Source organism: Blastococcus sp. SYSU DS0753 (assembly GCF_054051175.1).
The window spans coordinates 15480-29272 of record NZ_JBJHAT010000033.1; the positions used below are offsets into that span (position 1 = coordinate 15480).

General features: G+C 74.8%; 12 protein-coding genes. 4 read left to right on the forward strand and 8 right to left on the reverse strand.

The window, feature by feature from the left end; all coding sequences use genetic code 11:
• The first annotated feature begins 40 nt into the window (after positions 1-40).
• Both ACI799_RS18990 and ACI799_RS18995 read left to right on the forward strand, forming a co-directional pair.
• A complete protein-coding gene (locus tag ACI799_RS18990; protein WP_456591105.1) occupies positions 41-448 on the forward strand; it encodes a RidA family protein in 408 nt (135 codons plus the stop codon).
• A 107-nt stretch (positions 449-555) separates the two neighbouring features.
• On the forward strand, positions 556-1026 hold the full coding sequence (locus tag ACI799_RS18995) for a GNAT family N-acetyltransferase (RefSeq protein WP_456600475.1): 471 nt from the start codon (positions 556-558) through the stop codon (positions 1024-1026).
• On the opposite strand, the gene ACI799_RS19000 is transcribed toward ACI799_RS18995, so the two are convergent.
• Positions 1007-1927, reverse strand: coding sequence for a DMT family transporter (locus ACI799_RS19000; protein ID WP_456591103.1), 921 nt, complete (start codon positions 1925-1927; stop codon positions 1007-1009). The genes ACI799_RS18995 and ACI799_RS19000 overlap by 20 nt on opposite strands.
• A gap of 66 nt (positions 1928-1993) precedes the next feature.
• On the opposite strand from ACI799_RS19000, the gene pdxR reads away from it, so the two are divergent.
• Positions 1994-3421, forward strand: a complete 1428-nt coding sequence (gene pdxR / locus ACI799_RS19005) for a MocR-like pyridoxine biosynthesis transcription factor PdxR (protein ID WP_456613691.1) — start codon at positions 1994-1996, stop codon at positions 3419-3421.
• Positions 3422-3440: 19 nt separating this feature from the next.
• On the opposite strand, the gene ACI799_RS19010 is transcribed toward pdxR, so the two are convergent.
• Positions 3441-4271 carry an SDR family oxidoreductase gene (locus ACI799_RS19010; protein ID WP_456613692.1) on the reverse strand — a complete coding sequence of 277 codons (831 nt, stop codon included), beginning with the start codon at positions 4269-4271 and terminating at the stop codon, positions 3441-3443.
• 129 nt (positions 4272-4400) lie between these two features.
• Positions 4401-6605, reverse strand: coding sequence for an MMPL family transporter (locus tag ACI799_RS19015; protein WP_456613693.1), 2205 nt, complete (start codon positions 6603-6605; stop codon positions 4401-4403).
• A gap of 130 nt (positions 6606-6735) precedes the next feature.
• Here ACI799_RS19015 and ACI799_RS19020 point away from each other — a divergent pair, with 130 nt between their 5' ends.
• Complete coding sequence (locus tag ACI799_RS19020) at positions 6736-7353, forward strand: TetR/AcrR family transcriptional regulator (RefSeq protein WP_456591099.1); 618 nt, start codon at positions 6736-6738, stop codon at positions 7351-7353.
• Here ACI799_RS19020 and ACI799_RS19025 read toward each other — a convergent pair.
• The 5 genes from ACI799_RS19025 to cutA all read right to left on the reverse strand — a co-directional run bounded on the left by ACI799_RS19025 (position 7326) and on the right by cutA (position 13769).
• A complete protein-coding gene (locus ACI799_RS19025; RefSeq protein WP_456613694.1) occupies positions 7326-7973 on the reverse strand; it encodes a response regulator in 648 nt (215 codons plus the stop codon). The genes ACI799_RS19020 and ACI799_RS19025 overlap by 28 nt on opposite strands.
• Positions 7970-9208: a histidine kinase gene (locus ACI799_RS19030; RefSeq protein WP_456600480.1), complete on the reverse strand. Its 1239-nt coding sequence runs from the start codon at positions 9206-9208 to the stop codon at positions 7970-7972. Before ACI799_RS19030 ends, ACI799_RS19025 begins: the two co-directional genes overlap by 4 nt.
• A 26-nt stretch (positions 9209-9234) precedes the next feature.
• Positions 9235-10440, reverse strand: coding sequence for a hypothetical protein (locus ACI799_RS19035; RefSeq protein ID WP_456613695.1), 1206 nt, complete (start codon positions 10438-10440; stop codon positions 9235-9237).
• Positions 10441-10665: 225 nt separating this feature from the next.
• A complete protein-coding gene (locus ACI799_RS19040) occupies positions 10666-11349 on the reverse strand; it encodes an SRPBCC family protein (protein ID WP_456591095.1) in 684 nt (227 codons plus the stop codon).
• Entirely contained in the window at positions 11346-13769 is a 2424-nt protein-coding gene (gene cutA / locus ACI799_RS19045) for an aerobic carbon-monoxide dehydrogenase large subunit (protein WP_456591094.1), read from the reverse strand. Before cutA ends, ACI799_RS19040 begins: the two co-directional genes overlap by 4 nt.
• Positions 13770-13793 lie beyond the last annotated feature (24 nt).

A 13793-nucleotide genomic window follows, 5' to 3' on the forward strand; every position in this document is an offset into this window, starting at 1 on the left:
CCGGCCCGGATGCTCCGGGCGCCACGAGCGAGGAGTGAGCATGGCCATCACCCTGCTGAACCCGAGCGGGCTGCCGACGCCCGACGTCTACCACCAGGTCGCGGTCGCGACCGGCTCGCGGCTGGTGTTCGTCGCCGGCCAGGTCGCCGTCGACGCCACGGGCGAGAAGGTCGGCGTGGGCGACTTCGCGGCCCAGGTCGAGCAGGCGTTCCTCAACGTCGGCACCGCCCTGGCCGCGGCCGGGGGGACCTTCGCCGACGTCGCCAGGCTGACCGTCTACGTCGTCGACTGGAGCCTGGAGAAGATGCCCGCCTTCATGGAAGGCCTGTCCCGGGCGGCGGCGACGCTGGGCGTCGCCTCGGCCGCGCCGGCCTCGATGATCGGGGTCTCGGTCCTCTTCGATCCCGACTTCCTGGTCGAGATGGAGGCCACCGCGGTCCTGGACTGAGGTCGGGCCGCTTCACGCCGGGCGCCCGGCGTTCCCGCGGGGAACGCCGCCCCGGCGGACGCCAATTCGCTGGACAGGCGCGCCGGATGATCACCAGGGTTCCTGCCATGGCCACCGAGGTGACGATCCGGAACTACCGCCGCGAGGACTGGGCGGCGATCGCGGCGGCGCACGACGCGGCGCGGTGGCAGGAGCTGGCCGCGACCGTGGGCGTGGAGGCGTTCAAGGACCTGGCGGCCACCGCGGAGGACGAGGGGCTGTTCGACGACCAGGTCTGGGTGGCCGTCGTGGACGACGCCGTCGTCGGGTTCGTCGCCTTCGCCGACGACGAGCTCACGTGGCTGTACGTGCATCCCGACGTCCAGAACCGCGGGATCGGCCGGGCGCTGGTCCGGCACCTCCTGGCGCATGCCGACGGTCTCGGGATCGAGCGCGTCGAGGTGACGGTGCTGGACGGCAACCCGGCGCGGCGGCTCTACGAGCGGGAAGGCTTCACGCTGGTGGAGACGAAGACCGGCGCGCTGGTCGGCAACGAGGCGTTCACCGCGACCGGCCACATCATGGAGCGCCGCCGCTGACGGGTGGTCGGGCGTGCCCGGTCAGCCCCAGGGCCAGTCCGGCGGTGACCACGGTGATGCCCAGCCACACGACCGGCCCCGGCGCCGGGTCGCCCATGGCGACGCCGACCCCGGCGGCGGCGACCGGGGCGACGCCGGTGAGCAGCCCGGCCCGCGCGCTGCCGAGCCGGCCGACGGCGGAGTACCAGAGCACGAAGGCGACGGCGGTCATCCCCACGGCCAGGTAGCCGACGGCGGCCAGCTGCGTGCCGGTCAGGCGGAGCGCTGCGGCCGGCCCCTCGGTGACCAGGCCGAGAAGGCCGAAGACGGCGGCCGCGAGCCAGGTGGTGTGCACCGAGACGCCCCACGCCCCGTGCCGGGCGAGCAACGGCACGGCGAGCAGCGTGAACCCGGCCTCGCAGACCAGGACGACGACCGCCCAGGCCAGCCCCTCGGCGTCGCTGCGGCCGAGTCCCTGCACCAGTCCGGCGCCCACCGTGACGATGGCGGCGGCACCGAGCACCCGGCCGCGCGGCCGGCGGCCCTCCAGCAGCGGGCCGACGACGGCGAGCAGCACCGGCACGGAGGCGACGGCCACGCCGAGGACGGCCGGCTCGGCGTGCGCCGAGCCCCGCACAAGCGCCACGTTGAACAGCACCATCCCGGTGACGACGATCCCGAGCAGCCAGGCCCACTCGGCACCCTGCGGCTGGACGATCCGCCGCCCGGCCGAGCGGGCGAAGCCGACCAGCAGCAGGCAGGCGAGGGCGTAGCGCAGCGACTGCGCGGTGAACAGCGGCGCCTCGGTGAGGACGGCGGAGATGGCGACGCTGCTGCCGACGAAGCCCATCGCCACCGTTCCGGCGAGGACGGCGGGCGCGGCGGGCTGCCGGACGGGGGGTGCATCGACGATCGCGGCCATGGCTGCCATGCTCGGACCGCGTTGGCCCATCCAGTAGGGCCAATGACTGCAGAGCGGAGTGGACCAATGCCGGGGACGGACTTCCTCCACCTGGACCCGGCGGGTGCGCCGGCGCGCGGGATGACCGACTGGCTGACGTCCGCGGTGCGAGCCGCGGTGCTGGACGGCCGGCTGGCGGCGGGTGACCGGCTGCCGCCGACGCGGACGCTCGCCGCCGACCTGCGGATCGCCCGCGGGGTGGTGGTCGAGGCCTACCAGCGGCTGGTCGACGAGGGGCTGGTCGAGGGGCGGACCGGGCGGGGCACCGTGGTGCTGCCGTCGGCGTCCCCCGTGTCGCCGTCGTCCCCCGTGCCACCGCCGCCCCCGGACCCGGCCCGGCTGCCGCAGCCGACCAACCGCCCCGCCGCCGAGGGCGAGATCGACCTCTCGCCGGGGGTGCCCGACCTCGCGGCGTTCCCGCGGGCGGCGTGGCTGCGGGCCGAGCGGGCGGTGCTGCGCGACGCGACGGCGGCCGACCTCGGCTACGGCGATCCGCGGGGCAGCGCGCGGCTGCGGCGCGAGCTGGCCGGGTGGCTGGGGCGCACGCGCGGCCTGCGCACCGACCCGGACCGGATCCTGGTCGTCGCCGGGGTGGCGCAGGCGCTGGCGCTGCTGGCGCAGACGCTGCGCTCTCGCGGGGCGGGCTCGATCGGGGTGGAGGACCCGGGGTCGCGGGGCGCGCGGGAGGAGCTCGCGCACTGGGGGCTCCGGCCGGTCGGGGTGCCGGTGGACGACGACGGCCTCGTGGTCTCCGCCCTGCCGTCCGTGCCGGCGGTGATGGTGACGCCGGCGCACCAGTACCCCACGGGCGTGGTGCTCTCGCCGGACCGGCGGCGGGAGCTGCTGGCGTGGGCGCGCGACGGCGGGCTGGTGATCGAGGACGACTACGACGCCGAGCACCGCTACGACCGGGCGCCGGTGCCGGCGCTGCAGCCGTCGGCGCCGGAGCACGTGGCGCACACCGGGAGCACGTCGAAGACGCTGGCGCCGGGCATGCGGCTGGGCTGGCTGGTCGCGCCGTCGCACCTGGATGCCGACCTGGTGGCGGCGAAGCACGCCAGCGACCTGGGCAGCCCGGCGCTGCCGCAGCTCGTGCTCGCGGAGCTGCTGGGGTCGGGGGCGTACGACCGGCACCTGCGGCTGGTGCGGACCCGGCAGCGGGCCCGACGGGACGCGCTCCTCGGGGCGCTGAGCCGGTTCCTGCCGGGGGCCCGGGTGGCGGGGATCGCGGCGGGGCTGCACCTGCTGGTCACGTTCCCGGGGCTGGACGCCGACGACGTCGCGCTGGCCGGGGCGGCGCGGGACGCCGGCGTCGTCGTCCACCCGCTGTCGTGGCACCGGTTGACCCCGGGCGACCCCGGGCTGGTGCTCGGCTACGCCGCCACGTCCCCCGACCGCCTGCACGTCGCCGTCGAGCGGATGGCCGCCGCCCTGCGGCAGGGCCCGCCCGGGTAAGGACGGGCCCTGCCGGTGGTCAGGGTTTGCGGCCGTGGGCCGCCTTGGAGAGCGGCTCCCAGGTGCGCCACTCGGCGAGCCGGGACTCGTAGTCGCGGGTGGCGATCGCCAGCGGGCCGTCGCCGAAGAAGATCCGCAGCGGCGGGTTCTCCATGTCGACGAGCTGCAGCACCGCCTCGCGGGTGGCCAGCGGGTCGCCCGGGTTGCCGGCGCGGGCCCTGCGCTGCTCCGCGGCCTTCTCGCGGAAGGCGTCGTAGGCGGGGTTCGGGGTGGCGTGCTTCGCCGAGGCGCCGCCCCAGTCGGTGGAGTAGGCGCCGGGCTCGATGATCGTCACCTTGATGCCGAAGTCGGCGACCTCCGCGGCCAGCGACTGGCTGAATCCCTCCAGCGCCCACTTGGAGGCGTTGTAGATGCCGATGTTGGGGAACGCGCTGATCCCGCCGATGCTGCTGACCTGCAGGATGTGTCCCGCGCCCTGCGCGCGCAGGTGGGGCAGCGCGGCCTGCGTGACGAACAGCGCGCCGAAGACGTTCGTGTCGAACTGGGCGCGGGCCTCGGCCTCGCTGATCTCCTCGACCATGCCGAACTGGCCGTAGCCGGCGTTGTTGACGACGACGTCGAGTCCGCCGAAGTGGTCGTGGGCCTGCCGCACGGCGGTGAAGGCGGCGTCGCGGTCGTCCACGTCCAGCCGGATCGGCAGGATCTGGTCGCCGAACTGCTGCACCAGGTCGTCGAGGCCGGCCGTGTCGCGGGCGGTGGCGGCAACCGAGTCGCCGCGTTCGAGGGCGGCGATCGACCACTCGCGGCCGAAGCCGCGGGATGCGCCGGTGATGAACCAGGTCCTGGGCATGCGGGGTCTCCTTCGTCGGGCGTCCGCCGTCGTCAGCGCCGGTGCTCCCCGTCCTGTTCCGCTCGTTCCCGCGGGAACGATCCGAGGGCCGCCTCCCGGTCGGGGAGACGGCCCTCGGCGTGCGGGTGCTCAGCGTCGAGCGGCCACCAGCTCGTCGTCGGAACGGGCCGCGGGCTCCCGCCGCTCGAGCGCCGCGCCCTCGATGTCGACGTCGGGCAGTGCCCGGTCCAGCCAGCGCGGCAGCCACCAGGCCGCCTTGCCCAGCAGCGTCATCACGGCCGGCACGAGCGCCATCCGGACGACGAAGGCGTCGACCAGCACACCGAACGCCAGCGCGAAGCCGATGCTCTTGATGGTGGCGTCGTGGCCGAGGATGAAGCCGCCGAACACCGAGCCCATGATCAGCGCGGCCGCCGTCACCACGCGGGCGCCGTGGCGGAAGCCGCCGATCACCGCCTCGCGCGGCTCGGTGCCGTGCACGTGCTCCTCGCGCATCCGGCTGACCAGGAACACCTCGTAGTCCATGGCGAGGCCGAACAGCAGGCCGATGAGCAGGATCGGCAGGAAGCTCAGCACCGGCCCGGTCTGCTCGACGCCCAGCAGGTCGGCCAGCCAGCCCCACTGGAAGACCGCGACCAGCGCGCCGAAGGTGGCGGCGAGGCTGAGCAGGAAGCCCAGCGTCGCCTTGATCGGGACCAGGATCGAGCGGAAGGCGAGCATCAGCAGCAGGAACGCCAGCCCGACGACGACGGCGAGGAACACCGGCAGCGCGTCGGCGAGCTTCTCGGAGATGTCGATGCCCAGGGCGGTGTTGCCGGTGACCGCCAGCTCCGAGCCGGTGCTCTCGACCAGGTCGGGGCGCAGATCGCGGATGTCGCCGACGAGGTCCTCGGTGCCGGCCGCGGTCGGCCCCTCGGCCGGGACGACGGTGAGGATCGCGGTGTCCCCGGCCTGGTTGGGCACCGGCGGGGCGACGGCGGCCACCCCGTCCAGTTCGCCGACGGCGGCCGCGGTCTCGGCGAACGCGGACTGGGGGTCGTCGGCGTCCGTGGCGTCGATGACCACGGTGAGCGGGCCGTTGAAGCCCGGGCCGAAGCCCTCGGCGAGCAGGTCGTAGGCCTGCCGCTGCGTGGTCTCCTCACCCAGGTCGCCCTCCGAGGGCAGCCCCAGGCGCAGGTCGAGCGCCGGCAGGGCGACGACGCCGAGCCCCACGACGGTGGCCAGCAGGACGGCGATCGGGTAGCGGGTGACCGTGCGGGCCCAGCGGGTGCCGGCCGACTCCTTGGTGGCGAGCGCGGCCTGGCGGCGGCGCAGCCCCGGCACCGCCCAGCGGTTGAACCGGTCGCCGGCGAAGCCGAGCAGGGCGGGGACCAGCGTCAGGGCGACGAGCACGGCGATGCCGACCATGCCGGCGGCGACCAGGCCCATGGTGGTGAGGAAGGGGATGCCGACGACGGTGAGCCCGGCGAGGGCGATCATCACCGTCAGACCGGCGAAGACGACCGCGCTGCCCGCGGTGCCGACCGCCCGCCCGGCGGACTCCCGGGCCGGCATCCCGGTGGCCAGCTGCTCCTTGTGCCGGATGGTGATGAACAGCGCGTAGTCGATGCCGACGGCCAGGCCGATCATCAGGCCGAGGGTGGGGGTGGTGCTGGTGAGGTCGACGACCGCCGAGAGGGCCAGCACGCCCGACATCCCGACGCCGACGCCGATCAGCGCGGTGAGCAGCGGCAGCCCGGCGGCCAGCAGCGACCCGAAGGTGACCGTGAGGACGACCATCGCGACGAGAACGCCGATCGCCTCGGCGGCGCCCTGGGCGGGGATGGCCTGGGTGGCCTCGCCGCCGAGCTCGACCCGCAGGCCGGCGTCCTCGGCGCTCTCGGCGACGTCGATCAGCTCGGCGCGGGCGTCGTCGGTGATCTCGTCGACCTGCACGCCGTAGGTCACCGTGGCGTAGGCGACCGAGCCGTCGGGGGAGACGGCCTGGGTCTGGAACGGGTCGGTGGCCGTGGCGACCTGCTCGGCCTCGGCGGCCTCGGCGACCGCCTGCTGGATGGCGGCGGTGAGCTCGGGGTCGGTGACCGCGCTGCCCTCGGGGGCGGCGAAGACCATGCGGGCGGTGGCCCCGCCGGCGCCGCCGCCGGGGAAGCGCTCCTGCAGCGTCTCCATCGCGGTGACCGACTCGACGCCGGGGATGGAGAGCTGGGCGTCGGCGTCGCGGCTGAAGGCGCCGGCCAGGCCACCCAGGAGGAGGAGGGCGAGCACCCAGGCGACGAGGACGGTCTTGCGGCGGTGGAAGGCCCAGCGTCCGAGACGGTGGAGGAGGACGGCCACGTGTGCGCTCCGGGGGTCGAGGGTGCGTCGTCGGCTCGCTGGCGCCTAGCCGATCGGCAAGCATGCTACTAGCCGATCGGCTAGGTGAGGGATGAGTCGTGTCACGTAGGGCGGTGTCTACGCTGTGCCGGTGACGAGCGCGGGAACCGCAGGCAGCGGCCGGTCGGCCGGCGCGCAGCGGGTGCTGGACGCCGCGCTCGACCTGTTCAGCGAGCACGGCTTCGAGGGGACCTCCCTCCAGGACATCGCCGACCGGCTGGGCGTCACGAAGGCCGCCGTCTACTACCACTTCCACACCAAGGACGAGATCCTGCTGGCGCTGGTGGAGCCGGCGTTCGACGAGCTGCTCGTGCTGGCGGAGTCGGGCGCGCGGTCCGGGCGCGGGCGGGGCGTGGAGGTCGCCGGCTACGTCGACTACCTGCTGCGGCACCGCCGGGTGGCGGCGTACCTGACCCGGGACGCCACGGCCATGAGCCGACCGGGCCTGGTGGAGAAGGGCACGAAGCTGCGCGGGCAGGTCGAGGCGGGGCTGCTCGGTGGGGACGGCGATGCGCTGGGGACCGTGTGGGGCGCGGCGACCCTGCAGGCGCTGGCCGGGGCGCTGCTGGCCGCGCCGCCGGACGTGCCGGAGGAGTGGCTGCGCGAGGAGCTCACCGAGCTCGGCGCACACCTGCTCGCCGGCTACCGGAAGGCCGCCCGCCGCCGGGGCGCCGCGGGCTCTCACACCGCCATGAAGCCGGAGCGATAGGCGAGGACGACGGCCTGCGTGCGGTCCCGGGTCCCGGTCTTGGCCAGGACGGCGGCGACGTGGCTGCGCACGGTCTCGACACCGACGACCAACTGGGCGGCCATCTCGGCGTTGCTCAGGCCGGCGGCCATCAGCCGCAGCACCTCCTGCTCGCGCGCGGTGAGGCGGGCCAAGCCGGGATCGTCCGTGGTGCCCGACGACCGGATTCGCCGGCGGGCCAGCTCCCGGACGGCTTCGGGGAAGAGCAGGGACTCGCCGCGGGCCACCGTGCGGATGCCGTGCAGCATCTCCTCGGGCGTGGACCGCTTGAGCAGGAACCCGTCGGCGCCGGCCGCGAGCGCCTCGAAGACGTGGTCGTCGTTGGTGAACGTCGTGAGCACCAGAACCCGGGCCGCCGAGCCCGCGCGCACGAGCGCCCGCGTGGCCGCGATGCCGTCCATCCGCGGCATCCGCACGTCCATGAGGACGACGTCGGGGGAGGTGCGCCCGACCAGGTCGAGCACGTCGGCGCCGTCCCCCGCCTCCCCGACGACCTCCATGTCCGGCTCGCTGCCGACGACCGCGGCCAGCCCGCGGCGGATCAGCGGCTCGTCGTCGACCAGTGCCACCCGCAGGCTCATCGATGCCCTCCGCGCGCGTGCACGGGCAGGTGCACCTCGAGCCGCCAGCAGCCGTCGTCCCCGGCGCCGGCGCGCATCGAGCCGCGCAGGTCCCGGACGCGCTCCTCCACACCGACCAGCCCCCGGCCGCCGCGGGCCTCCGCGGGCACGGTGCCGCGGGCGGTGTTGGTCAGGCGCAGCCGCAACTCACCGCCTCCGGCGCGCACCTCGAGCCGGCCCGCTGCGCCAGGCGCGTGACGCAGAACATTGGTGAGGCCCTCCTGCACGATCCGGTAGGCCTCCCGGGAGACGACCGCGGGCAGCCCGTTCACGTCTCCCGCGACGTCGACCGACACCTGCACGCCCGCTGCCCGGGCGTCGGCGACCAGCGGCTCGAGGTCCCGGAGGTCGGGCGCCGGGGCGACGTCCTCCGGGGTGCCCTCGTCCTCGCGGAGCAGCCCGAGCACGTGGTCGAGGTCGACCATGGCCCGGCGGGCGGCGTCCTCGGTGGCGCGGATCGCCTGCTCGGCGGCTGCCGGGTCGCGGGCGAGCAGCCGGCGCGCGGCCCCTGCCTGCACGCTGGCCAGGCTGAGTGCGTGCCCGACGCTGTCGTGCAGCTCGCGGGCCAGCCGGTCGCGGCCGGCGAGCAGTGACACCGACGCTTCCGCCGCGGCGAGCCGCTCGGCGGCCGGATCGGCGAGCAGCCGCGGGGCGAGGGCCGCGATGGCGCGTCCCAGCAGCTCCCCGCCGACGAGGCAGACCACCGCGATCCCCGCGGCCACGGCCACCCGGGCAGGCACCGCCTCGGGCGGCGAGACGCCCGGGAGGATCGACTCGCCCAGCCCGTCGGGGGCCGCGGCGACGACGGCGGCGGTCGGCAGGCCGATCACCAGCAGGGCTCCGGCCAGCGAGCCGGCGGCGACGTGGGCCACCAGCAGGACGGCGCTGCGTCCACGCTGGGCCCGGGTGGTGGCGGGGCCCGGGCGTTCCTGCGGACGTCCGGTGAGCAGCCCGGCGACGGCCGCGCCCTCGATGGAGCGGACCTCGGCCAGGGTGCCGATCGCGGCGACGGGTGCGGCGAGGACCAGCCCGGCCAGCGGGACGAGGAGGAGGACGGGCACCCCGGCGGTCGAGAGCAGGGAGACCGGCCAGGCGAAGACTACGCCGACGGCCAGGCCGATCGCGCCACCCAGCAGGAGGTAGACCCACCGGTGCAGCGAGCGACGGATGGCGGCGGCCGTCGTCCCTCGCTGCACCGGTGCATCCTCGCAGCGGATCGCCGTCACGGGAGCACGGAGAGCGCCGGGTCTCCCTGACCGCACACGCGGCAGGCGCCGCGGCGACGGTAGGCGTACGCGGTCACCGCCGCGGCGAGAGCCAGCCCCCACGGCAGGGTGGGGAAGATCAACAGCAATGCCGCCTGCATGCCGTCCCCCGCGGTGAGGCCCTCGATGCCGGCGACGACCAGGCCGGGGCTCGCGGCCAGCAGCACGGCGGCGACCAGGCCGCCGGCGAGGACCGGCACGCGGACCGGCACCGGCCGTCCGCGCAAACCGGGGACCCAACCGGGCCACACCTCGCCCCAGGGGCGGATGAGCCCGACGGTCAGCACGGCACCGCCGAGGGCGGCGAAGCCGAGCAGGAGGCCGAACAGCCGGGTCGCCGTCTCCAGCTCGCCGCCCTCGGGAAGGCCGAGCGGCCACGGCGTCAGCCAGGTCATGCGGAGAAGGGCGTAGGGCAGCGGTCCGGCGACCGCGATCCACGTCGCGATCCGCCCCCACCGCAGCGCGTTCGCGGGCTCGGTCCAGCGGGCGGCGGGGCGGCCGCACACCGTGCAGCGTCCGGCCACCGCGCGACGGAGGAGGACGGCCGCCGCCCCCCACAGGAGGGCTCCGCCCAGGACGAGGGTGAGGTGCGCCGGCACGAGGGCGTTCGCTGCCAAGCCGTCCGCGAGCTCGGAGCCCAGCGTCACGAGGGTGTCCCACCCCAGCGCGCCGGAGACCACGCCGGCGACGAGCAGGGCGACCACGCCCAGCAGCCAGGGCCGGGCCCGGCGGTCGCGGACCGAACCGACCACGAGGACGACGACGAAGGCCGCGGGGGCGATGATGGCGCACAGGTAACCGACCAGCGACAGCACGCCGAGGTCGCCCGACACCGCGCCCAGCAGCGCCGCCTCGAGGGCCATCAGCAGAGGCAGCGCGGGAGTCCCCGGCCGTCCGCGCGCCACCACGGCGAGCACCAGGCCGGCGGCGGCCAGCCCGATGACCGTCCAGGTGGTCACGGCTGGCGGGAGGAGGGCGACCAACCCGAACCGGTCGTCGTCGTCGAACGCGGGGAGGCTGCCGGGGTCGAGCAGCCAGCGCAGGCCGAACACCAGGTGCAGGGCGCTCCAGGCGGCCGCGGCCAGCAGGACGCGGTCGAGCAACGCGATCGATCGGGAAGGTGTGGCTTCGGGAGCCGGCGGGTGGTCATGGGCGATGGTCACGGCGACCTCCGGGATGCGGCCCGGGCCGTTCCCAGGCACATCCCCAGGCTCGTGAGCCGGCGGTGCCCGCTGCTCCCCCGCGCGGGGGATCTGCCTCCGCTGGGCGGGTGGTTCAGCCGTCGAGCAGGCGGGCCTCCGGGGCGGGGATCGCCGCCTGCGTGCGGTCGCTCAGGGGGGTCAGGCGGGGTGCCCGCGCCCGTGCAGCGCGGGCACCCCGATGGCGTGCTACCTCCGGCCGAGGCGGTAGCCGACGAGGACGCCGATCAGGGTCAGCACGGCGCCGCCGACGGCGCCGAGCGCCAGGGTCTGCACGTCGCCCGGCGTTCCCGCGGGAACGCCGGCCTTGCCCGCGAAGACCGTCGGCGCGGCCTCGCCCACCGGGGCGGCGTGCTTGCCGGCGACGTCCGCCTCCGTCACCGCGGTCGGGCCCACCGCAGCGGCCGACGGAGCAGCGGCGATCGGCACCGCGACACCCGTCAGCTCGTCGTCGATCGCCTTGAAGAACTGGCCGGCCATCCGCTTGGCCACACCGGTGATCATCCGCTGGCCCACCCCGGCCACCGGCCCGCCGATCACGGCGTCGGCCGAGTAGGTCAGGTTCGTCTTCCCGTCCTCGGCCGGCGACAGGTTGATCGTCACCGTCGCCCGGGCGTTGCCCGGTGCACCAGCGCCCGACGCGTGCATCACGTAGGACGACGGCCGCTGCTGGTCCGACAGCCGCACCTCGCCCGCGTACGTCCCCTTGATCGCGCCGACGCCGACGGAGACGTTCATCTTGTACTCGTCGTCACCGACCTGCTCCAGGGTCTCGCAGCCCGGGATGGTGCGCGCCAGCACGGCCGGGTCGGTGATCACCGCCCACACCTTCTCCGGGTCGCCCGAAAGAACCGCAGAGCCGTCGAGGTTCACGCCATCACTCCAGTCCCCGCGCGGCGCTCGGCCACGGCGGTCTTCTCCGAATCGGGGGAACGCACCAGGTCGTACAGCTCGGTGGGCGAGATCGGCATCGAGGCGATCCGCCGGCCCACCGCGTCCTCGATCGCCGAGGCCAGCGCCGCCGTCCCCGGGATCACGCCGGCCTCGCCGGCGCCCTTGATGCCCAGCGGGTTCAGCGGCGACGGCGTCTGCTGGTGGTCGATCACCACGTCCGGGATCTCCGAGGAGTACGGCATCAGGAAGTCCATGAACGAGGCGTTCTGCAGCTGCCCGTCGCCGTCGTAGGCCATCCGCTCGTACAGCGCCCCGCCCACGCCCTGCGCGACGCCGCCGTGCACCTGGCCCTCGACGATCATCGGGTTCACCACGTTGCCGCAGTCGTGCACCACCGCGTACTTCACGACGTCGATCTCCCACGTCGCCGGGTCGATCTCCACGATCGCCGCGTGCGCGCCCGACGCGAACGTCGAGCGGATCGGCGAGTAGTAGTCGCGGTGCTCCAGCCCCGGCGCGTCACCCGCGGCGATGGGCGGCTTCGAGTCGTCCCCGGCCTTGGCGAACTGCGTCGCCTGCCTCGCGGCCTCGTCGAAGGCGTACCGCAGCGGGTTGGACAGGACGGCGACGGTGCGCAACGGGATCGACGTCCCCGGCACGCCCTTCACCTGCACCAGGCCCTCGTCGATCTCCAGGTCCTCCGGCGAGGCCTCCAGCACGTCGGCGGCGATCCGCAGCGCCTTCTCCCGCACCCCGCGGGCGGCCAGCGCGATCGCGTTGCCGCTCATCACCGCGGCCCGCGAGGCGAACGTGCCGACGGCGTACCCGAAGCGGCGGGTGTCGCCGGTGGTCACCTCGACGTCCTCGATCGGCACCCCGAGCTCGGAGGCCACGATCTGCGCGAACGCCGTCTCGTGGCCCTGCCCCTGGGAGGTGAGCCCGGTCGAGACCAGCACCTTGCCGCTGCCGAGCACCTGCACGTGCCCGCCCTCGTACGGGCCGGGCCCGGTGCCCTCGACGTACATGGCCATGCCGACGCCGAGCAGCTTCCCGCGCGCCTCGGCGTCGCGGCGCAGCTCCTCGGCGGCGTCCCAGCCGACGAGCGTCTTCAGCTTGTCCATCAGCCCCGGGTAGTTCCCCGAGTCGTAGATGACCGGCCGGCCGTCCTGGAACGTCAGGTGGTGGTCGTAGGGGAACTGGTCGGGCTGGATCAGGTTCCGCTCGCGGACGACGGCCCGGTCCAGCCCGAGCTCGTCGGCGATGCGGTCCATGGTCCGCTCCATCGCGTAGCAGCCCTGGGGCCGCCCGGCGCCGCGGTACGGCGTCACGATGACGGTGTTGGTGAACACCGACTCGACGATCACCCGGTACACCGGGATCGCGTACGGCCCGACCAGCTGGGTCGCCGTCACGATCGGCACGATGATCCCGTAGGGCGTGTAGGCGCCGTTGTCGTGCCAGATGTGCACGTCGAGGGCGGTGATCCGCCCTTCGTCGTCGTAGCCGACGGTGATCTCCTGGCGCTGCTGCCGCTCGTGCGCGGAGCCGATGAAGTGCTCGCGGCGGTCCTCGGTCCACTTCACCTCCTGGCCGAGCGCGATCGCGGCCATCGGCACCAGGAGCTCCTCGGGCCACGGGTGCACGATCTTCACGCCGAAGCCGCCGCCGACGTCGGGCGCGATCACCTCGACCTTGTCCAGCGAGAGGTCCAGCTTCGCCGCGATCGCCGCGCGCACCGACGTCGACGCCTGGGTGCTCGTGTAGACCCGCAGGGAGGAGTCGTCGGCGTCCCACTTCGCGTGCACGCCCTTGCCCTCCATCGGCATGCAGGCGCTGCGCTCGATGTACTGGGTGAAGCTCATCGTGCGGGGCGAGGCGGCCAGCACCGGCTCGACGTCACCGGTCTCCTGGTGGTGCCGGGCGGCGACGTTGTCCGGGATCTCCTCGTGGACGGCGTGCTGCGCGGCGCGGGCGGCGTCCACACCGACGACGACCGGCTGCTCCTCGTAGGTGACGACGATCTTCTCGGCGGCGTCCTCGGCGATGTACCGGTCGGTGGCGATGACCATGACGACCGGCTCGCCGACGTGGTTGACCTCGCCGTTGGCGAGCGGGAAGCCGGTGCGCGGCGAGGTCAGCTGCGGGTGCGGGATGAGCACCGGCAGCGGCTCGGCCATCGGGCCGGTGAGGTCCTCGTACGTGTAGATCGCGACCAGGCCCTCGACGTCGAGCGCCTCGTCCACGTCGATGGAGACGATGCGGGCGTGCGCGTGCGGCGAGCGCACGAACGCCGCCGCCAGGGCCCGGGACCCGATGTCGTCCAGGTAGCGGCCCTTGCCGGTGATCAGCCGCTGGTCCTCGCGCCGGCGGACCGGCTCGCCGAAGAGCTTCGTCGTCACCGCTCGCCCCTCTCAGGCATAGGA

What these genes read in the sequence shown, in the direction of transcription:
- ACI799_RS18990 (WP_456591105.1), top strand. Translation starts at nt 41, where the DNA reads ATGGCCATCACCCTGCTGAACCCGAGCGGGCTGCCGACGCCCGACGTC.
- ACI799_RS18995 (WP_456600475.1), top strand. Translation starts at nt 556, where the DNA reads ATGGCCACCGAGGTGACGATCCGGAACTACCGCCGCGAGGACTGGGCG.
- ACI799_RS19000 (WP_456591103.1), bottom strand. Translation starts at nt 1,927, where the DNA reads ATGGCCGCGATCGTCGATGCACCCCCCGTCCGGCAGCCCGCCGCGCCC.
- pdxR (WP_456613691.1), top strand. Translation starts at nt 1,994, where the DNA reads ATGCCGGGGACGGACTTCCTCCACCTGGACCCGGCGGGTGCGCCGGCG.
- ACI799_RS19010 (WP_456613692.1), bottom strand. Translation starts at nt 4,271, where the DNA reads ATGCCCAGGACCTGGTTCATCACCGGCGCATCCCGCGGCTTCGGCCGC.
- ACI799_RS19025 (WP_456613694.1), bottom strand. Translation starts at nt 7,973, where the DNA reads ATGAGCCTGCGGGTGGCACTGGTCGACGACGAGCCGCTGATCCGCCGC.